The organism is Microbulbifer maximicatervae (SeqCode) (assembly GCF_052468155.1).
This window is the reverse complement of record NZ_CP174335.1, coordinates 575,672-596,225: the sequence shown is the minus strand read 5'-3', so window position 1 is coordinate 596,225 and position 20,554 is coordinate 575,672. Positions and strand designations below refer to the sequence as shown.

Here is a 20,554-nt window from a genome sequence, read left to right as displayed (position 1 = left end):
AGAGCAGATATGTCCAGGGAAGATGCCGTTACTGAAATCAGTTTTGAACTACACAGTGCAGCACGGCTGCTGCGGCGAAACTTCGACCGCAGAGCCAAGGACCACGGGCTGAGTGGATCCCGCTGGCAGGTGCTTTGGCATCTACTGCGCGAGGAGGGCCTCAAGCAGGCAGAGTTGGCCGAGCGCCTGGACCTAGCACCGATCAGTCTGGCGCGCCAGCTGGATAACCTCCAGCAGGAGGGACTGGTGGAGCGGAGGCCCGATCCCGAGGACCGGCGCTGTTTCCGTATTTATCTGACGGGGCAGGCAATGCCGGCCCTTGAGTTACTGGGCGGTGTAGCCCAGCAGACCCGCAGTGAGGCACTTGCGGGCTTTTCCGCCGCAGAGGTGGATCAATTGCAGTCGCTGCTATTGCGGTTGCGCAAGAATTTGACACGTGAAGAGATTGAATGTGACTGAAAAGCTGTCCATTAAGCTAGACCGCGCCGGACAACGAGAGTTCGCACTCTCCTTTTTCCTGGTATTGGCCGTCCTGATAGGGGGATGGAACCTGTTGCGCGGCAGCGATATTGTCGAGACAGAGAACGCTTACGTGAAAGCGGACAAGATTTCCCTGGCGCCTGAGGTTAGTGGTGTTGTCACCCAGGTACTGGTGAGTGCCAACCAGGTCGTGGAGAAGGGGCAATTATTGATTCAGATCGACCGCACGGCCTTCGAACTGGCGGTGACTGAGGCGGAGGCGCGCCTGGCCCAGGTGCGCAACGAATTGCTCGCTCGCCGTTCAGAATATGCTGAAGCAGACGCAGCGTTGCAGCAGGCACGCAAAGATGCGGACTTTTACCGCCGCCAATTGGAGCGCAATGAAAAACTGAGCAAGGTGGCGTTTTCCGAGGCGGAGCTGGACAGCGCCCGCCAGCAGCTGGAGCGGGCCCGTGCACAGATCACGATTAATGCTGAGAAGCTCTCCAGCTTGCGCGCTGAACTGGGAGGTGATCCCAGTATTGCCCTGGAAGAGCAGGCAGATTTAAAAGTGGCTCAAGCGCAGCTGGATACCGCCCGCTACCAGTTATCGCGCACGCGCATTATTGCTCCCGTGGATGGCACTATCGCCAATACCGTACCCAAGGTGGGGGAGATGGCCACTCTGGGCATTAACCTGCTGCAAATGATTGGCTCCACTGGCCTTTGGGTGGAGGCCAACCTGAAAGAGACCGAGCTGGGTCGCGTGCGCACGGGCCAACAGGCGGAAGTGACCCTGGATGCCTACCCGGATTTTGAGTGGCAGGCTCAGGTGGACAGTATGAGCCCCGCCAGTGGCAGTGAGTTTGCTTCCACACCGCCGCAGAATGCCAGTGGCAAGTGGGAGAAAGTCGTGCAGCGGGTGCCGGTGCGATTGCGTCTATACCCCCTCAAGGATTCTCCGCCTCTGCGCGCAGGTATGAGCGCCAAGGTACGAATTGATACCAGTGAAGATGATAAAGTGGTGTCGGCCCGTGCAACGAGCGGTGAAAGCGGCAGGGTGGTGCTTTAACTGGGTTTGAGAGAGAGGTTTCTGGGCCCGAAAGAACTCGGGCCCGAGAGCTGCACCTAGTTGCTTATTGAACTCGGTGCCAAGTTTGGGTGCGGTAGAGGAAGCCCAGGTAGCCGCGCAGCTTAAGGGTGTTGTCATCCTCCAGCCAGACTTTCAGGTCGTAAACCTTGCCTTTAACCGGGTCGAGAATTTCCCCGTCCTCGTATTTTTTCCCTTTCTTTTCCAGCCCGCTGATGACATCCATGCCGACAATGGGCTTACCTTTCAGGTCGCCTGGGCACTTGTCGCAAACGGTGTCGTTAGGCTTCATCAGAAGATCCACTACCTTGCCGTAATACTTCCCATCCTTTTCATAGATGTTGACGATGGACTTTGTCTCTCCAGTCTCGTCATCGATAGTGCGCCAGTTGCCCAGGATATCTGCAGCACTGGCCTGCAGGGCGAACAGCAGGCCAAAGGTGGCCAGAAGCAGGTTTCTAATCATCACTTATTTTCCTATGTAAAGTAGGGTGACCCAGATATTACATCAAGTCACCTGAGAGGGCAGTGGGCTAGTCGTCATCAGGTAAAATCTAACAGTCAAAAAGTAGCATTTGGCCACATATCCCTGCCTTTTCTCTCTACTTGTCCCAATTTCGGGACCTTTGTGAGTTACCCAAAGGCACCTTTAAGAGGAACAGCTCAAGGGGATACGCTTGCCGGATTCTGGCGGTGCACTGGCCCAGACTTCTCGCTCCGGGTGCTCGGCGAAAGGGGATTGCAGTAACTGGCGCAGAGTCCGCAAAGGATGATAGTCGCCATCTTCAGCAGCCTCGATGACCTTCTGTGCCAAATAGTTGCGCAGAATGTATTTCGGGTTGACTGACAGCATGGCTAGATTGCGCTCCCGGGAGTTATTTGTCTCCCGGGTGAGGCGGCGATCGTAGTGCTCCAGCCACTGATCCAGGGCGCTGTGGTGAGTGGGTTTGAGTAACTCGTGCAAAGCGCTGGCCGGACGCTCCCCCCGGTAGTGGGCCAGGGCGCGGAAAAATAGGCTGTAGTCGGCCTGGCCGTGTTGTAGCAACTTCAGCAGTTCCGAGCAGAGGGCCTGGTCGCCATCTTCTTCTCTTTCCAGGCCCAGTTTGGCCCGCATACGTTGCGCATAGGCCTCGCTTACCACCGGCTGGAATTGCTCCAGGCATTCGCGCAGGGCGTCTACACCGACAAAGGCCGACAGTGCATGGGCGAGAGCATTCAGGTTCCACAGTACGACTCCAGGCTGTTGCTCAAAGGCGTAACGGCCGGTGTGGTCGGAGTGATTGCAGATAAAAGTGGGGTCGTAGTCGTCCAGGAAGGCGTAGGGCCCGTAGTCAAAGGTGTCGCCAATAATCGACATGTTATCGGTGTTGAGCACGCCGTGGGCAAAGCCTACGGACTGCCAGGCTGCAACTAGCTCTGCACTGCGGCGTGTGGTAAAGCGCAGCAGTGCTTCAGCTTGGTCTCCCACTGCCATACCCTCTGTACCCGGTATAAAGCGTCGGCAAATAACCCCGATCAACTCCTGTAAGGCCTCCAGTTGCTTGGTGTAAAACAGGTATTCAAAGTGACCGAAACGCACGTGGCTCTCTGCCACTCGGATCAGCATGGCTCCGGTTTCGATTTTCTCTCGGGTGACAGGTTCGTCGCTTCCAACAATGCACAATGCCCGGGTGCTGGGAATACCGAGGCCGTAGAGTGCCTCACTGGCGAGGTACTCCCGTATGGTGGAGCGCAATACTGCGCGGCCATCACCAAAGCGGGAGTAGGGCGTTTTTCCTGCACCCTTTAAATGCAGTTCCCAGCGCCGGCCTTCACTCTCGATTTCACCCAATAGCAGTGCTCGCCCATCCCCTAGGCCCGGGTTGTAGACTCCGAACTGGTGACCGGTGTATTTCATCGCAAATGGGCGGCTTCCCTTAAACAGGCGGGCGCCACAGCCCAGCTCGGCCCAGGCGGGGTCAGATTTCTCGTTGGGATCTATTCCCAATAGTTGCAGCACTGAAGGGTTGGTATCGATTACCTTGGGGTGGCGAAAAGGAGTGGGTGCTATGGGGGTGCCAAAGGCTTCCCCCATATCCGCATAGTGGTGTTCGAGAGTGACTTCGCTCAGTTTCATAGCTTTTGATTGTAGGGTGAATATTTGCGTAAAACGCCAGTGTCCAAAGTGGCTCACAAGGGCCCCTGGCTCTTATACCGCCGTTATCTTTAGGGGCCGATTCTGTGAGCGCCAGTGTTGCTCTTCCTGCTCCAACAGTTCTGCAATTGCCGGGCTATCCTCCAGCCACTGTTGATCGGCTTCCAGGTGATAGGCGTCTCCCTGGTCATATAGCTTTAAGCCATCCAGGCTGCGTTCGGTGCGGTCCCGGTGAATAATACATCCGAGGCGCAGGCATAACAGAAGGTCTGGGCTGGGGTGGAAGCCATAGTGCTCCCGTGGCGGTTTGATTCTTCCCCGTTGGTTGTGTACCAGGTAGGCCAGGTGCTCCTGTTCACTTTTGGCAAATCCGGCCATATCGGCGTGTTTAACCATATAGGCCCCCAGCTTGCGGAAGCTACTGTGAGTTAGGGCCAGGCCGGTTTCGTGCAACTGGATAGCCCAGTGCAGTCGCACCTTGCCTTCTGGTGGGTACTGGGGGCGCAACTGCTGCAGGAGCTTGAGTGAGGTGGAACTGACACGTTTAGCTTGGTTGGTATCTACCTGCCAGCGCTCTACCATGGCGGCAATCGTATCTGCACGTCGATCCCCTCCGTGCAAGCGCCCGGCCAAGTCGTGCACTATGCCCTCGCGGATTGCATAGGGGGAGACTTCCATACGCATAATGTCGAGTTCGCAGAATATTGCATGCAGTATCGCTAAGCCGGCAGCGAATACCGGGCGACGCTCTTCATCCAAGTAGGGTAAATCCAGGTCCGCGATATGTTTGGCGGAGGAAACCCGGTGCGCAAGCTGATCGATATCCCCGCGCTTGATCGCCTTTACTTCACCATCATTGCAAATCCTGGCAACCGCTTTGATAGTCCCGGAGCAACCGGTAACTTCCGCGCCTTCGGCAATATGCTGCAGCTCCTGCAATTCGGCCCGCGCCGCTCGCCGCGCGCGCTGGAAGTGGTTTACGGTGTTGCGGCTGATCAGGCCATCGGCGAAGAAACGTTTACTGTAGGAAACACAGCCTATATCCAGGCTTTCCAGTTGCTGTGGAGTATCACCACCGCGAACCAGCTCCGTGGAGCCACCGCCAATATCAATAATGCAGCGCAAGCGAGGGGGGCCATTGGCGGCGGCGAGAACCCCGGTGAAGATCAGGCGGGCCTCCTCGATACCGCTGATAATTTCCACCGGCACTCCGAGTATTGATTCCACTTCTTCCAAAAAACCATCGGCGTTGGCCGCAGCCATGCGCAGTGTATTTGTACCCACAACACGCACATGGTCGAGGGGCAGTTTATCCATCACTGGTTGGAAGCGTTGCAGAGCGGTCAGGGCCCGTTCGGTTACCGCCGGGTCCAGGTGGTGGTTAATATCCAGCCCCTCGGCCAGGCGCACCATGGCTCTGTCTGTGTGCAGGCGTACCATGCGCTGATCGCGAAATTCCGCCAGGAGCAGATGAAAACTGTTTGAGCCCAAATCTAGGGCGGCATAGCGTTCGTTTGGAGCTTGCATCAATATCCCGCTGAAAGCGCTAATGTATGGAGTCGGACGCTCTATTATTCATTTTGCCACTTTTCAGTCCAATAGTGGGTGCAGTCAATTTACAGCGCACCAAAAAGGCGCCACCTATAAAAGTGTTACAAAATTATTAAATATCTTTTATAAATAAAAGATATTTTTTATTTATTTGTGCCAATTTATGGACTGAAACAGTGTGGCAGAAAACTGTGAAGCCATACTAGATCGTTATATTGCTATAGGCGCTTGCTCACAGCCACATTTCAGTGGCATATTTCTTTACTTAATCTTGACCCTCAGCCCCGTGTTAAGGCTGCTTCCAGAATGATCTGGATTTTTAAACTGCCGTCAGATACTGGGTGCGTTTTATGGTTTTGCAATGTCTAACGATGTGCCTCTATTTCCCAAAGAGTTGAGCTGGCTTTCATTTAACGAGCGTGTTTTACAGGAGGTGGAAGATGAAAGTGTGCCTGTTATTGAGCGCGTACATTTTTTGGGAATCTTCTCTAATAACCTGGATGAGTTTTTCCGTGTGCATGTTGCAGCGGTACGTCGTTTAGCAGCCTTTTCCGTTGGCGGAGAAAAGAAGGAATATTACAGTAATCTATTGCAATCGATTAATAATCGAGTGTTGAGGTTACAGTTGCGCTATGCGAAGGCCTATAACAAAGCTTTAAAGGATCTGGCAAAGCATGATATCCATGTGGTTAGGGAGACTTCGCTTAGCGATAACCAGCGCCAGTTTGTAGAAAGTTACTTTCACCGGGAAGTGCTGCCGGAGTTGGAGCCATTCTTTATCGATGGGCGCAAGCCCATGCCATTAATTAATGAAACCAGTATCTATTTTGCGATAGCACTTGAATTGGATGATGGTACCGAGCGCTATGTGGCAATGGAGATTCCTACGGATACGCTTCCCCGCTTTGTGGAGATTCCTCCACGTGAGGGGAAACGGGAGAAAGTCTACATCGTTCTCGATAATATTATCCGGGGATGCCTTAAAGAAATATTTCGCCATGTGGTGCCTATCGCTAAAGCCAGCGCCTATACCTTCAAGATCAGTCGCGATGCTGAGTTGGAGTTAAGTGAAGAGGTAACCCAGAATATCCTCGATCGAATGGAGCGCTCACTAAAAAAGAGAAAGCGTGCAGATCCGGTGCGTATGGCATACGACGGTGATATGCCTGAGGCTCTACTGGAGCTGGTGAAGAAGAAACTGAAAATGGGGCGTTATGATACCTATACCCCCGGTGGGCGTTATCACAATTCCAAAGATCTGATGAAATTCCCGGGGGAATCCGCCCGACTTCGCTATAAGCGCCTCACACCACTGCCAGCCTTACCGAAAAATGAAAGTGTATTTTCACAGCTGTGCGCAGGGGATCGGCTTTATTATTATCCCTATTATGACTTCCATGCGATTGTCAATTTCCTGGCATCTGCCGCACTAGACCCTCAGGTAAAAGAAATTCGGATTAATCTCTACCGGGTAGCAAAGAACTCCCGTGTAGTTGCGGCTCTGGTAAATGCGGTTCGCAATAACAAAAAAGTGACTGCGGTGGTGGAGTTGCGGGCGCGCTTTGATGAAAAGGCCAATATCCATTGGTCCCATGAGTTGAGCGATGCCGGGGTGAATGTGGTGTATGGCATGCCCAACCTAAAAGTACATTGCAAGTTAATTTCTGTGCTTCGCCGCGAGGATGGCAAAGATCGTTTCTACAGCCATCTTGGCACCGGTAACTTTAATGAGAATACAGCGAAGGTCTATTGCGATTTTAGCTTATTGACCAATAACCAGGAGCTGGGTCGGGACGTGTACAATGTATTTGAGTTTATGCAGGCACCGCGTAAGCGCCCTTCTTTTAAACGTATTATCACTTCACCATTTTTCTATCGGGATGCGATTACTGCAGCGATAGATCGTGAAATTGATGCCGCCCAGGCAGGGAAGGAAGCGGCGCTATTTTTCAAGTGCAATAACCTTGTGGATAGCCAGATTATTGAGCAGCTGTATCGTGCCAGTGCCGCAGGTGTAAAAATTCGTATTATCGTTCGTGGGATGTGTGCATTGGTTTGTGAGACTCCGGGCGTATCAGACAATATTCGTATTATCAGTTTGGTAGATAAGTACCTGGAGCATGCCAGAGTCTATATTTTTCACAATGGTGGTGATGAGCTGATGTGGTTGTCTTCGGCGGACCTGATGAAACGAAACCTGGATCAGCGAGTTGAAGTCACTTTCCCGCTTATGAATCCGGAGCACCAGGCTACAGTTCGCAAAATTATGGAATTGCAGTGGAGTGATAATCAGAAGGCACGGCTGATTGATGCCAGGCAAACAAATTCCAAGTTAGCTAATGAGGGACGAAAAGGTTGTCGATCTCAGGATGCCATCTATCGCTTTTTAAAGCAGCGCGAGGCGGAGTAGTATAGATCGTCAGTAATGGGCTGTAGACCTTCCCTAGATAAAAAGGTGACCCTTCAGTTTGTCTGTGGGGTCACAAATACCATTTGCACTGCTAACATCATTATTCTACCCAATTTAGGCTATCACTCATGATAGAGTGCATCTTTCCTTTATTTATTGATCCCGCTACCAAGATAGAAGCTCTACTTTTGGTTTTATAGCCGATATCACAAGGAGTGAATCCAAAAATACGCTGTCACCTTGTTCTATTATTTTATAGTTAGCCAGATTTTAAGCTCTGTACCAGTAGGGCGGATTTGGGGAGGCTGGTATCTGTATTTTGGTGATCAATAGTAGAAGCGTTGGTGAAGTGCTCTATCTATGCTGAATGATATTCCTCTATTTCCCAGCGAATTAAGCTGGCTATCTTTTAATGAACGAGTACTACAGGAAGCCGAGGATGAAACAGTCCCAGCTATCGAACGGGTACACTTTCTCGGAATTTTTTCCCAGAATATGGATGAGTTTTTCCGCATTAAGGTGGCTGGTGTACGGAGGTTGGCGAGTATTGATTCTGGTGTGGGGCAGAGGGAGTACTTTTCCCAGCTATTGAAAACTATTAATGATCGTATTTTGACACTTGAAAAGCGCTATGCCGAAGCTTATGTCAAAGTGTTATCGGGGTTGAAAAAGCATAGTATTTATCTTGTTCGAGAAGATAGCTTAAATAGCCATCAGTTGGGATTTGTAAAAAATTATTTCCATAGCCTGGTTTTACCGGAGTTAGAGCCTTTTTTTATCGATGGCAGATCAGCAATGCCATTGCTGAGTGACAACAATATCTATTTCGCTATCACTTTGAATTTAAAAGGGGAGCCAAGCAGATATGCAGTTATGGAAATCCCCACTGCTATTCTTCCCCGCTTCCTCGAAATCCCATCGCGCCAAGGCAGGAAAGAGAAAGTTTACATCGTTCTGGATAATATTATTCGAGTGTGCCTGGAAGAAGTCTTCCGCAATGTCCTGCCTATTCTTTCTGCCAAGGCATATATGTTCAAGATAAGTCGAGATGCAGATATTGAGCTGGGGGAGTATGTCAACCGGGATATTCTCGAACGTGTTGAACGGTCGCTCAAACAGCGTAAGCGTGCAGAGCCGGTACGTCTTGCTTACGACATGGAAATGCCTAATGCACTGTTGGAGCTGATTAAGAAAAAGCTGAAGATGGGGTCCAGGGATAGTTATACCCCAGGTGGGCGTTATCACAACTCCAAAGACCTTATGGGCTTTGCCCCGGACTCCAAAAGTTGTCGATATAGAAGGCCGGCGCCACTTTTGGCTTTATCTACCAGTGAAAATATTTTTGATCAACTGCAAGCCGATGATGGGTTGTTTTGTTATCCGTACCATGATTTTTGGGCAATAACAAATTTCCTTGCCTCGGCCTCTATTGACCCGCAGGTAAAAGAGATACGTATTACCTTGTATCGAATGGCGAAAAACTCAAGAGTGATCGCGGCGTTAATTAATGCGGCTAGAAATAATAAAAAAGTGATTGCGGTTGTTGAATTGCGGGCGAGTTTTGATGAAAAAGCCAATATTTATTGGTCCCGTAAATTAATAGAAGCAGGAGTATTGGTTGTTTACGGCGTTCCTGAAATGGAGGTTCATGCGAAGTTAATTTCTGTAGTCCGCCGTGAGCAGGGAAAGAATCGTTTTTATACCCAGTTGGGAACAGGGAATTTTAACGAGAGTACTGCCCGTGTCTACTGTGATTTCAGTGTATTGACTAATGATCAGGGAGTGGGGCGCGACATCTATAACTTGTTTGAGTTTATGCGATTCCCCAATACAAAACAGGTTTTCAAGCATATTATCGTTTCTCCTTTCTCATTGAGAAGTTCGTTTGAGCAGGCCATAAACCGGGAAATAGAGGCTGCCCTTGCTGGGCGTAAAGCTGGCATATTCTTTAAGTGCAACAGCCTGATAGACAGCAAGCTGATTGCCCACCTTTATCGGGCGAGCGCTGCGGGAGTAGAGATTCGATTACTCGTTCGCGGTGAGTGCTCTTTGGTATGCGACACTCCTGGATTATCCGACAATATTAAGGTGATCAGTTTGGTGGATAAGTTTCTGGAGCACGCAAGGATTTATGTGTTTCATAATGGTGGCGATGAACTGATGTGGATGTCCTCTGCAAACCTGAAAAACCGCTGTCTGGATCAACGGATCGAAGTCACTTACCCGGTGACCAATTCTCGACACCTCCGAACCATTAAGAAGATCATGGAATTACAGTGGCATGATAATCAGAAGGCCCGCTTAATTGATGCCGGTCAAACCAATACCAGATTGGCTAATGAAGGGAGTAGAGGTTGTCGGGCCCAGGACGCTATCTACCGCTATTTAAAGAAGCATTCTCAGAGGTACTAAAAAAGGCAGAAGGGAAATTGTACGGTGCCCAAGAGGCCTAACTGGGTGTCTCAACTAAGGTCTATTTACGCTAGTGGCAACTCTTTTTTCAGTTGGGGCTAAATCCCACCAGTTGTCCATCACTAAATGAAAAACGATATCCCTGGCCCACCTTCAGCCGCTGGCCGCAGGGGGATTGAATCGTAATACGAGGATATTGCGGTGTTGAGATCCAGGTCGCAAAGTCGCCTCTAGGTCCGCGTCCCAGCAGCTGGTAATAATCTCCATAGTTACAGAAGGCTGCTGGCGTACACCTTTCCGCGCCCCAGACATAGGCAATCACGTCGAACTGTTGGGGGAGGCCGTATGACTCTACGAATGGTTGTCGCGGATTTTCGGTAAAAGTAAACACTTCATCAAAGGACAGGGTTGGAAACCCCCGGGCGGGGGTTGCGCAGCTAACTACGTGGGGTTTTCCTGTGATTCGTGCGTAAGGTGGTGGGCGCTTTGCCGGCGGAAGCTTACCGGGGATGGACATCTCGCTGGGGAAATAGCCGCAACCGCTGGTCGTCAGCAGGGAAACAGTTGCGGCAACTAGAGCCCAGCGAAAAATATGCACGGATTATCCGCTCCCTTGGAAAAGTCCTCCTACCAATATAGTCATAGATTGGTCGTCTACTTTTGTTGTGCACGGTTATGGGAACGGCGCGGGAAACGCCACTTGCGTCGATAGGGGAAAGCACTCTCCACATGTCCGGCGCGAATACGATCTTGCAAGAGTTTCCAGAAGCGATAGTTGTATAAATCGCCGTGCTGCTTTTCGAATGCAGCGCGCGCGGTGGGATTGCCAGAGAAGAACAGGCGGAATTCTTCTGGGAAGACGTCGGCTTCTGCGACGGTATACCAGGGCTTGTCGGCCAGCTCCTGCTCAGAGGTATGAGCTTCGGGAATCTTGCGGAAGTTACATTCCGTCAATGGGCAGAGTTCATCGTAATCGTAGAAGACTACCCGCCCGTGACGGGTAACCCCAAAGTTTTTCAGCAACATGTCGCCTGGGAAGATATTCGCGGCTGCCAGTTGTTTGATGGCATTGCCATACTCTTCCATGGCCTCCTTGGTTTGCTCTTCATTGGCGTGTTGCAGGTAGAGGTTAAGCGGTTCCATACGCCGCTCTACATATAGATGTTTGATGATGACCCGCTTCTCATCAATGATCAGTTTTGATGGTGCCACTTCCTGCAGCTCTTTGATCAGCTCTTCACTGAAGCGATTGCGGTAGAAAATAAAGTAAGAGTACTCCTGGGTGTCAGCCATACGGCCGACCCGGTCAGAGCGGGATACGAACTTGTACTTTTCCTTTACGATCTTCTCGGTGACAGTTTTCGGCTGGTCGAACTCATCTTTAATGACTTTAAATACCACCGGGTAGGAGGGCAATGTGAATACACTCATCACCATCCCTTTAATGCCCGGTGCAATAACAAACTTGTCGTTACTGACCTTCATATGGGCGAGGATATGGCGGTAGAACTCGGTCTTACCGTGTTTGTGGAAGCCGATAGAGTTGTAAAGCTCAGACTTCTCCTTGAGCGGCATAATGGTGGACAGGAAGCGCACAAAGCGGGAGGGGATTGGCGCATCCACCATAAAGTAGGAACGGGTAAAGCTGAAAATGATACTGGCGGAGTCGTTATTGTAGATAAGGGTGTCCACAAAAATACCGCCGCGCCCGTTGTTTAGGCAGGGCAGGATCATGGGGATAACTTCGCCGTTCAGGATAATGCGCCCCACCAGATAGGCTGCTTTGTTACGGTAGAAAACAGACTCCAGCATATCCACCCGCAAGTGTTTCTCGCTGTCCACATTCGCCAGAGGTGCACTGCGCAGGGATTCGCAGATATGGGCAATGTCGCGCTCCATATTCTCCCAGGGCGTGGAGAAGCTGAAATCCTTGAGAATATCTTCGATCATACACTCGAGGCCGTGGCGGCCGCTGTAACTGATATAGATGCTGTAATCCCGTAGCGGTTTGTCTTCCGGTGCTCGGGACGGCTTGACGAAGATATTGCTGTCGTGAATGTTGGTGTGGTGAAACTGGCTGCAAAACACCGAGTTAAAAAAGGTCTCGGCGATCTCATAATTGCTGTGATTGGCAATCAGCTGTGCATAAGTGGCGCGGGCATCACGCCACAGCTCCAGCTGGCTGGTGTCCTTGCTGGTTACCGAATGGACCAGGTCCACCACTTGGGTGACCTTGGTTTTGTACAGATCGATCCGGGCTTTATTGGCCTCATGTGCCGCCTGCCAGGAGGCGGTTTCAAAGCGGGCCTTGGCGCCCAAAGTGATGTTCTGATAGTCTGCGAAATAGGCGTCAAAACCATTGAGGATGGTTTTAGCGATGCGTCGGGCGGTCGGTGAGTGATTCGTCATGCACTAGACTTTTTTTCTAAGTTACAAGTTACGCTTGCGCCAGCAGTTACCGTAGATAACGGCGTTGGACCCCCTAAGCACACCTCGCTCCGGTCCTGCCCATACTGCCTGGGGCTCTAATTAAGCGGATAGTAGCACGGCACGTCGGAGTCCCAATTGAACGATTGGATCAGTAGCTTTGTCTTTTTCTTTGCTGTGATTGACCCGGTGGGTACTCTGCCAGTGTTTATCGCAGTCACTTCACGACATGCAGAGTGGCAAAAGCGCAGGATAGCCTGGCTGGCAGTACTCGTCGCAACCGGGATCTTGTTGTTCTTTTTGGTCGCAGGGCAATTCTTCCTCGAGGCGATTGGCGTGCCCCTTTCTGCATTTCAGGTAGCTGGAGGCGTCGTCCTGTTCCTGTTTGCCTTAACCATGATATTTGGTGAGAGCAAGCCAGAGCAGGAGATAGAAATCATCCGTGAGGGGCATGAGACAGCGATTTTCCCTCTTGCGGTGCCCTCCATTGCCTCACCCGGAGCCATGCTCGCGGCTGTGGTACTCACAGATAACCATCGATTTGATGTGGTTCATCAGCTGAGTACAGCATCTGCCATGGTAGCGGTGTTGGCGATAGTGATATTGCTGCTGCTAACTGCCAACTGGATATATCGATTTATTGGTGATGCCGGGGCCAGTATCGTAAGTCGCGTTATGGGGCTGATCCTGGCCTCCGTAGCAACAACCAATGTACTTGTCGGGATTCAGCAGTTCTTTTCAATTTAGCTACTGGCATTTGGTTTTGTACTGGTTGAGCTAAGGCTGCATTTCTTCTAGTGAAGAGAGTATTGGATTACCGGTTAGGTGTTGGAATTGCGCCCAAGCCTGAATTTCTACTTTATTCACTGTGATTTTGGTGACTTCTGAAGCGGTAAAATGATAGAGCTATTGCTGCTGATTTTTGGCGTCTTGATTTGGTATATCAGTACGCTTGCGGCCGGGGGCGGGGCACTGCTCCTTGTTCCAGTGATTAGCTTTATCGTTGGTCCACACCTGGTTGCACCAACGGTAACCATTGCCAAGTGCCTGGCTTCGCCATACCGGGCACTGGTTTTTTGGTCCTATATTGATTGGCGGGTAGTACGCTGGCTTACCCCGGGAAGCTTAGTCGGGGCATTGCTAGGTGCATATTCCTATACACAGATGTCCCCAGAGTGGATACAAATAGTGGTTGGGCTTTTTTTAATGTCCACGATACTTCAGTATCGCTTTGGCCATAGGGAAAGATCTTTTCCCATGTCACTTCCCTATTTTTTACCTCTGGGATTGGTGACTGCTTTTGCTTCCGGTCTTATTGGGGCAATGGGTCCACTTAAGAACCCTTTCTTGCTGAATTATGGTCTCGAGAAAGAATCCCTGATAGCCACTAAGGCCTTTAATGGGCTGTTAATGCAGCTTGTAAAGCTGGGAACTTATATTACATTCTCGGCGGTATCCCTAGAGTTGGCATTCTATGGTGTGGCGGCTGGGCTTGGGGGGATTATTGGTGTAACCCTCGCTAAAAGGAGATTGAATCAGGTCAGCTTTAAAAAATTTAGGAAATACACTCTATTGGTAATGTTTTTGTGTGGCTTGGTATTAGTGATAAAAGCGCTTTATGACATGGTTTAGATTTATAGGGATAGTGTTTATAATTTATTGCCAGAACTAACCGTTTGGAAAGCAAAGAATTAAAATTCGCTCTCCTAATTACAATACTATCATCATAAGAATTAGTATAATTTTTTATATTCAGTTTATTAATGGCTGCGTTCGAATCCTGCATAGGTGTGATACTGCTGGGGGGGTAGGCCTGCATGGCGTGCCTGAAGATCTTTGGGAAGATCGCCTAAATAGATAACGCGAGTGGGTTCTGCCGTCTTGAGCCAGCGCTCTGAATAATTCTCCCAGGTATCCACATGTTTATGTGCGGCACTTACATCTTTGAAATGCTCGTATACAATAATTTCTCCACTATCAGAAATATAGTACTGGTAATTCAATGTCCCCGCTTCTTTCTGCGAGACTACCTCTACCATTTCATCAACAATTGACCTAAAGGCCTGCTCTTGTCCGTTCTTTATTTTCGCCTCCACAAGCCAGCCAACATTATTAAACATAAGTATCTCCAATACGGTTTAAGAGGCTTTGACATAAGTGGTAGAGCAACAATTTTTAGGTCCTGGGAGCATGCTGACTGATAAGCAACCTGTCGCTAAATACCAGAGGGGGAGTAACTGCTCTACTCAGGAAGAAGATCAAGTGATGGTCCTAGATATTGTAGACGACATCGTGGCGTCTAGTTTGGTAAGGCTAGCTATTTGATAGCTCTCCAGTTGCACTGAACCTCACCGGGCTACTTGTATAAGAAACCTGCTTCAGGAATGACTATTGGTTCATTGTTTGGTCTAAGGGAGGGTTCAATGCTTGGGTTGTGAGATAAGCCCAATTGTATTCAGCTGTTCTTTAGAGGCTCCTTAATATCTAAGAGTGGCATATTTTCTATATGTACTGATTGGTAAACAATGATGAGATCCCCGGATCAGCAAAAATTTCTAAATTTAGCGTTCTAGAGACAATATTTAAATTTGATGTGGGTAGTCAAATGTAATCGTTAACAGGAATTTTCTCTTTGGCGTATTTAAGATTTTGTATCCTAATTAATACCTGACTTTAAGGCTTAGCCCCAAGGTGTAAGACGGCGTAACAGCCTGTGTACCCTTATTTCAAGCTAAAAGGCATAAAACACATTACTTAAGCGCTTGATAAATGAAAAGTGAAACTGCCAAATAGGGGGAGCAGAAAAAAGTTGTACCTGATAATTTAAAGTCCTTGCTAGTGTGTTTTTTGTACAGGTGCGGACTTGTAGAATTCATACATAGCTATTTTATGTAAGTATGAATTGATGACTTTCTTGTATGGAAGCTATTTCTCTGAAATACAAAAAGCATCATCAATTTACTTTGGAAGTCAGTATCCATTATGACTGATTTGATCTTTATGAAGACGGAAATTGTTGCGCATCTACATAGTAAGAATGAAAAAAACAATTGGTGAATTTGAACTGTGGACTCAAAAGGGTGGCCCTAAATGGCACTACCGTTTGGTTTGTTGTGCAGTGCTGATGTTTGTCATACTTCTTTCTATGCCCAGCTACCCCCATACGGTCGTGGATGTCACCTCGTTGGAGGGAGGAAGTAAACCGAGTGGCCTAAATGCAATTTGGCATGAACCATCGGGGTTTGGAAACATTATTGAAGCTGAAAAAGCTTACAAAAATAAACTTTTTCTTCCCCTGGGGACTGCCGGATCTACCGGACTTAAATCCGGAGCCTTCTGGTCTCACTTCATATTAAAAAACTCCAGTAGTGAAACAGTTTATGTCTCAATTGAATATGTGGATAACCAGCTCGATGGGCTGACGGCCTTTTCTAGGATTCAGGGCGGCAGTCAGCCTTACACTGAACTGGCAAGTCTGTCTGCGAACCAGCCTTTTTCCAGTCGAAAAATCAAGCATCATCGTTTTGCGTTCCCACTTAAAATCCCCCCCTTCGCATCAAAGGAAATGATGGTTAAATTTGATGTTGGAGTTTTGGGTGTTGCCTTTCCCAGTATGCGTATTTGGAGACCTGAACAACTTGAAGAGAGGAGTAAGGCTGAGGCCATTTTAACGTCATTTCTTTTTGGTGGTTATTTTTTGATGGCCATTCTTGCGCTGATTGGTGCTATTGCTGCGCGTAAGAATATCCTGTATCTATACTCTTTATATTCTGTAACGAAAATTTGGGTGTGGGGGTCTTTACTGGGATATACCCATCAATATTTGCTCCAAGAGCAATTTGATTGGCGCTATCAATCGATTAGTAGTGCTGTGGCGATCCTGACCGGAATTCTTTTTGCCCGATACTTTCTTGAAACGGCAAAGTACACGCCAAGACTGGATTACTTTTTAAAATTAATTTTACTCAACGGTTTATTCCTGGTTATTTGCGTTGTACTGCAGTGGGAGGCTCTGGGGCACATCTCTATGATGCTCGCTCTGTTTTTCTATCCTGGCGTTGTTGTTGTCGCACTGGGACGTTGGCGGCAGGGGGATACTTCTGCGGCCGTTTTTGCTTTAGCCTGGGGCGTTTTGGTGTTGGGGCTTTTGGTGCAGGCGATGAGGGATCTCGGTTATGTGGTGCACAATCCAATTAATTATTATTGGCCCCCGGTTGCCTCTTTTGTTGAGATGTTGGCAATAATGATAGCTATCGGATTACTGGTAAAACGTTTAAGGCAACAAAAAGAGACTGCAGAAAAAAGGTATCTACTACACCTGGAAGCCTCGAGAACCGAGCTGGAGCAACAGGTAAAACTTCGCACACAGGAATTGGAATACGCTAAATCCAAGGCTGAAGAAGAGGCGCGCACAGACCCGCTAACAGGTATTTTTAATCGCCGCTGCTTTTTCGAAGAGGCCAGTAATCTGGTGACTGTGGCAATTAATAACCAAATGCCATTGTGTGTATTAATGCTGGATATCGACAATTTTAAATCTGTTAATGATATTCATGGCCACTTAATCGGCGATCAGGCACTCTGTGCGACTTCTCGAGTAATTTCTCAACACGTGCGGGATGTGGATATCTTCGGGCGTATTGGTGGGGAGGAGTTCGCGCTAGTACTCAGCTCCAATGTCGAAGGAGCTATGAAGGTTGCCAATCGTATACACCGGGATATCGCTAAAATCGTGATTAAAAGTGCCGTTGGGCAAGCCCAGTTTACCGCAAGTATTGGCATCGCCCGCCTTCAGGGGCGAGAAAACATCCTGGAGCTAATGCGACGGGCAGACTCTGCGTTGTATCAGGCCAAACGCGCTGGACGTAATCGTATTGTGGAGTGCGCTGAAGCTACGTAAATTAGCGTACGTAGGTAACGGCATTGAGTACTTTTTGACGTATATTCTCCGGAAGGGGCACCAGGCCCAAGCTTCCGGCCTGGCTTTGGGATGCGTTGCTCAACATAAAGACCAGCATTTGCCGCAATGCTTGTGCTTTTTGATCATCCTGGTCTGCGTAGAGCAACAGCCAGGAAAAGCTGGTAATGGGATAGGCGGTTTCTCCCTTGGGGTCCCAGATCCAGGCGATAAGGTTGGGAGCACCACTAATTGGCAGTGATGCTTTTGGAAATTCAACCTCTAATAGTGCCTCTGCTCCGCTCTTGGGGCCGGCAGCAATATAATTGCCCGCTCGGTTTTCCAGTAAAGCCACAGGCAGGTTTACCAGTTGGGCAAACCCGTGCTCGACATAGCCAATGGCCCCAACTTTCTTGCGAACCTTAGCGGCTACGCCTTGATTGCCCGGTGCTCTTTTAAATCTGGGCAACTTTGGCCAACTGGGTGTTCTGTCCAAACCAATTTTTTCGCGAAAATCTTGGCTCACGCTACTCATATGTCCAGAAAAGATATATGAGGTACCCGAGCTTTCAGAGCGGGTGACAACGGTAATCTCATCTCTGGGCAACTTGATATCGGGATTTGCAGCTGCGATCTTGGGGTCATCCCAGTGAGTTATTTCTCCGAGGAAAATCCCCACATAAGCTTCCCTGGACAGTTTGAGCTTGTCGATTCCAGGGAGGTTAAATACCAGTACGACTTCCCCAGCAGTAACCGGTAGTACCACGCCACCGCCTTTCAGCTTGCGTAACTCATCGATCTCAATAGCGGCATCTGAGGCGGCAAAATCAACTGTATGACCGAGAAAGTCCCTGATGCCGTCACCGCTACTGCTCATCTCGTAGAAAATAAATATATTGTTTTCCCGGTGGGTGAACTGCCGAAACCACTCCACATAGATTGGATAGGGGAAACTGGCGCCACTGCCCCGGAGATTTACAGGATTTTCTGGTACCTGGGCAGTTCCCGGTGTGACGGCAAGGATAAAACTGGCGGTTGCCAGCACAGCGGTAAGGCGGCGTAAAAGGGTTGCACACCTCGATATCATAGGGACCTCGGCTTATAGGCCTCCGACAACCTGCCTATAGGCGGGGTGAGAGGCCGAAAACTGCTTTAGATTAAAATTTTAGCAGGGTCCCTGGTTTGTCATATCAATTGCCTAGCTACCGACTATTTGGTCGTCCTCACGGTAAATGGCCAGTACTGATGGCCTAGGCGGTAACAGGGGATTATTATCTGGCCAACGGTGCAGGGGTTGGTCATAAGTGGAGTTGCGCGAATCGGCCGGATGTTGCACGGCAATAAACAGGGTTTTTCCATCGGGAGTAAATTCCGGCCCGCATACTTCAGCCCCTTGGGGGCAGCCAAAAAAATGCTTGGGTGCCGCTCGCAAAGGCCCTTCAGTAGCCATTGCCCAAAGTCCATCGTGGAACCCAAAGCGCTCACAGCCATCAGTAGCAATCCACATATTGCCCCTGGGGTCGAAAGCGACGTTATCGGGATTGGCAAACCAGCCGTGCTCAGAGATATCGTAAGGGGACTGCTGTCCATAGGCGCCCCTTTCAGCGGGGTTTTCAGCATTGGGATTTCCGCCAAGTAGAAATTGCTGCCACTGAAATTGTGCGCTTGTGTGGTCGCGGTTTCCCTTCTTCCCGGGGGGCGCTATTTCCAATACATGGCCGGCAGTATTGCGGGCGCGGGGGTTGGCGGCATCGGTATCGCTGCGCTTCTTGTTTTTGGTCAGCATTACATAGGTGCAATCATTGTGGGGGTTAGTCTCCACGTCCTCCGGCCGATCCATTGGCGTGGCTCCCAGTAGCGCGGCTGCGCGGCGCGCATCAATCATTACATCTGCTTGATTGCGAAAACCATTCTCTGCGGTCAGTGGGCCCTGGCCATATATCAGCGGCAGCCATTCGCCACCGCCATCGTCGGCAAAGCGCGCGGCATAGAGCGTGCCATTAACGAGTAGCTTTCGGTTTGTATCGGGATCTTCGGGCTGATAGTTATCTTGGGATACATAGCGATAGACAAATTGATGTTCATCATCATCGCCGCCGTAAGCAACGATCGGTTGTCCCGGTTTACAGACCAGGGTAAAGCCTTCGTGCTCAAAACGCCCCAAACTGGTCAGCTTGCGCGGTTTTGATTGGGGGTTATAGGGGTCAAACTCCACCATCCAGCCGAATCGGTTGGGCTCATGGGGTTCTACCTGAATATCAAATCGACGGTCGTGGTCACCCCAGTTGCGATTTTCTGGTTTTATACCAAAAAGTTGATGGTTTTCGATCTCCCGGGAATCTTCGAGCTTTTTTGGGTCTCCCTGAAAAGCGCCGCCAAACCCCTCTTCGGCAATTAATACGGTTCCCCATGGAGTTTTTCCTCCTGCACAGTTACCTATGGTGCCGAGGACCTGGGTTCCGCTGGGATCTTGGCGGGTCCTTAAACGTTCGTCGCCTGCGGCGGGGCCAGTGATTTCCATTGGCGTCGTAGAAGTTATCCGCCGGTTATAGGGACTGTCAGCTACTACTTTCCAGCCCTGTTTACTTCTTCGAATTTCCACGATGGAGTGTCCGCAGGCGGCCTGTTCAATGGCCACATGCTCGGCACTCACTCCCCGGGTGGCACTGTATTCGTCGTTATAACCGGAGAACATCAGATGGGGCTGGGTGTATTCGTGATTGACACATAAAAGCCCGCGATCACTATTTTTACTTTGTATATGCAGGTATCCCTGGGTTGAACTCGCCCCCTTTGCCAAGGGCATAAAAGCAATAAAATCGTTGTTGTAACCGAATCGCTGCTCCTGGCTACTGGCACTAAGTTCTTCAGGCTGAAAAGGTGTTCCCTCTCTATTTAAGGGATCTCCCCACCTCAATAGAACCGTGGATTTATAACCCTCTGGTAGATGGTGTTGGTAATCCAGGCCATGGGGAATTTCTTTAAAGGTGAGGGAGTTGTGTGTGGGCTTTTCACTTTCACTACAGCCGGGTAGTAAGCTGCTTACAGCACCGGTGGCGGTTACACCACCCAGGACTTTGAATAGAGATCTGCGTGCTGGGTTTTTGGGGCCTTCGTTCATGACTGCTCCATATTTGGCTTCAATATATGACGCTTTTTACTGTTAATTGCCTT

15 protein-coding genes are annotated in these 20,554 nt (G+C 49.6%); 7 read left to right on the top strand and 8 right to left on the bottom strand.

Going from position 1 to position 20,554, the window contains the following annotated elements; translation table 11 throughout:
* The first annotated feature begins 9 nt into the window (after positions 1 to 9).
* Positions 10 to 459 (top strand): MarR family winged helix-turn-helix transcriptional regulator, encoded by a 450-nt coding sequence (locus ACJJIY_RS02430; protein WP_444915437.1) that lies wholly within the window; start codon positions 10 to 12, stop codon positions 457 to 459.
* Positions 452 to 1,531 (top strand): HlyD family secretion protein, encoded by a 1,080-nt coding sequence (locus tag ACJJIY_RS02425; RefSeq protein ID WP_282931136.1) that lies wholly within the window; start codon positions 452 to 454, stop codon positions 1,529 to 1,531. The genes ACJJIY_RS02430 and ACJJIY_RS02425 overlap by 8 nt, the downstream gene beginning before the upstream one ends.
* Positions 1,532 to 1,595: 64 nt before the next feature.
* Here the strand turns inward: ACJJIY_RS02425 and ACJJIY_RS02420 are convergent, their stop codons facing one another.
* From ACJJIY_RS02420 to ACJJIY_RS02410, 3 genes are all read right to left on the bottom strand, one after another.
* Positions 1,596 to 2,015 (bottom strand): DUF2147 domain-containing protein, encoded by a 420-nt coding sequence (locus ACJJIY_RS02420; RefSeq protein WP_108734638.1) that lies wholly within the window; start codon positions 2,013 to 2,015, stop codon positions 1,596 to 1,598.
* Positions 2,016 to 2,198: 183 nt separating this feature from the next.
* Positions 2,199 to 3,722 carry a protein adenylyltransferase SelO gene (locus tag ACJJIY_RS02415; protein WP_445359012.1) on the bottom strand — a complete coding sequence of 508 codons (1,524 nt, stop codon included), beginning with the start codon at positions 3,720 to 3,722 and terminating at the stop codon, positions 2,199 to 2,201.
* Positions 3,723 to 3,737: 15 nt separating this feature from the next.
* Positions 3,738 to 5,210 carry a Ppx/GppA phosphatase family protein gene (locus ACJJIY_RS02410; protein ID WP_445359011.1) on the bottom strand — a complete coding sequence of 491 codons (1,473 nt, stop codon included), beginning with the start codon at positions 5,208 to 5,210 and terminating at the stop codon, positions 3,738 to 3,740.
* 385 nt (positions 5,211 to 5,595) lie between these two features.
* Here ACJJIY_RS02410 and ppk1 (ACJJIY_RS02405) point away from each other — a divergent pair, with 385 nt between their 5' ends.
* Both ppk1 (ACJJIY_RS02405) and ppk1 (ACJJIY_RS02400) read left to right on the top strand, forming a co-directional pair.
* Complete coding sequence (gene ppk1, locus ACJJIY_RS02405; protein WP_444934264.1) at positions 5,596 to 7,644, top strand: polyphosphate kinase 1; 2,049 nt, start codon at positions 5,596 to 5,598, stop codon at positions 7,642 to 7,644.
* 360 nt (positions 7,645 to 8,004) lie between these two features.
* Positions 8,005 to 10,056: a polyphosphate kinase 1 gene (gene ppk1, locus ACJJIY_RS02400; protein ID WP_445359010.1), complete on the top strand. Its 2,052-nt coding sequence runs from the start codon at positions 8,005 to 8,007 to the stop codon at positions 10,054 to 10,056.
* 88 nt (positions 10,057 to 10,144) lie between these two features.
* Here the strand turns inward: ppk1 (ACJJIY_RS02400) and ACJJIY_RS02395 are convergent, their stop codons facing one another.
* Positions 10,145 to 10,654: a hypothetical protein gene (locus tag ACJJIY_RS02395; RefSeq protein ID WP_444907179.1), complete on the bottom strand. Its 510-nt coding sequence runs from the start codon at positions 10,652 to 10,654 to the stop codon at positions 10,145 to 10,147.
* A 56-nt stretch (positions 10,655 to 10,710) separates the two neighbouring features.
* Positions 10,711 to 12,465: a bifunctional isocitrate dehydrogenase kinase/phosphatase gene (aceK, locus tag ACJJIY_RS02390; RefSeq protein ID WP_445359009.1), complete on the bottom strand. Its 1,755-nt coding sequence runs from the start codon at positions 12,463 to 12,465 to the stop codon at positions 10,711 to 10,713.
* Between the two features lie 156 nt (positions 12,466 to 12,621).
* On the opposite strand from aceK, the gene ACJJIY_RS02385 reads away from it, so the two are divergent.
* Both ACJJIY_RS02385 and ACJJIY_RS02380 read left to right on the top strand, forming a co-directional pair.
* Entirely contained in the window at positions 12,622 to 13,230 is a 609-nt protein-coding gene (locus ACJJIY_RS02385; protein WP_413663436.1) for a MarC family protein, read from the top strand.
* 150 nt (positions 13,231 to 13,380) lie between these two features.
* Entirely contained in the window at positions 13,381 to 14,115 is a 735-nt protein-coding gene (locus ACJJIY_RS02380) for a sulfite exporter TauE/SafE family protein (RefSeq protein WP_445355592.1), read from the top strand.
* Between the two features lie 128 nt (positions 14,116 to 14,243).
* Here ACJJIY_RS02380 and ACJJIY_RS02375 read toward each other — a convergent pair whose 3' ends face one another.
* Positions 14,244 to 14,603 (bottom strand): putative quinol monooxygenase, encoded by a 360-nt coding sequence (locus ACJJIY_RS02375; protein ID WP_444915443.1) that lies wholly within the window; start codon positions 14,601 to 14,603, stop codon positions 14,244 to 14,246.
* A 917-nt stretch (positions 14,604 to 15,520) separates the two neighbouring features.
* On the opposite strand from ACJJIY_RS02375, the gene ACJJIY_RS02370 reads away from it, so the two are divergent.
* The gene (locus tag ACJJIY_RS02370) at positions 15,521 to 17,383 is read left to right on the top strand and encodes a sensor domain-containing diguanylate cyclase (protein ID WP_445359008.1); all 1,863 of its coding nucleotides are present in this window, start codon (positions 15,521 to 15,523) and stop codon (positions 17,381 to 17,383) included.
* Between the two features lies 1 nt (position 17,384).
* Here ACJJIY_RS02370 and pstS read toward each other — a convergent pair whose 3' ends face one another.
* Positions 17,385 to 18,467 carry a phosphate ABC transporter substrate-binding protein PstS gene (gene pstS, locus ACJJIY_RS02365; RefSeq protein WP_445359007.1) on the bottom strand — a complete coding sequence of 361 codons (1,083 nt, stop codon included), beginning with the start codon at positions 18,465 to 18,467 and terminating at the stop codon, positions 17,385 to 17,387.
* Positions 18,468 to 18,578: 111 nt separating this feature from the next.
* Positions 18,579 to 20,501: a PhoX family protein gene (locus ACJJIY_RS02360; RefSeq protein WP_445359006.1), complete on the bottom strand. Its 1,923-nt coding sequence runs from the start codon at positions 20,499 to 20,501 to the stop codon at positions 18,579 to 18,581.
* Between the last annotated feature and the right edge of the window lie 53 nt (positions 20,502 to 20,554).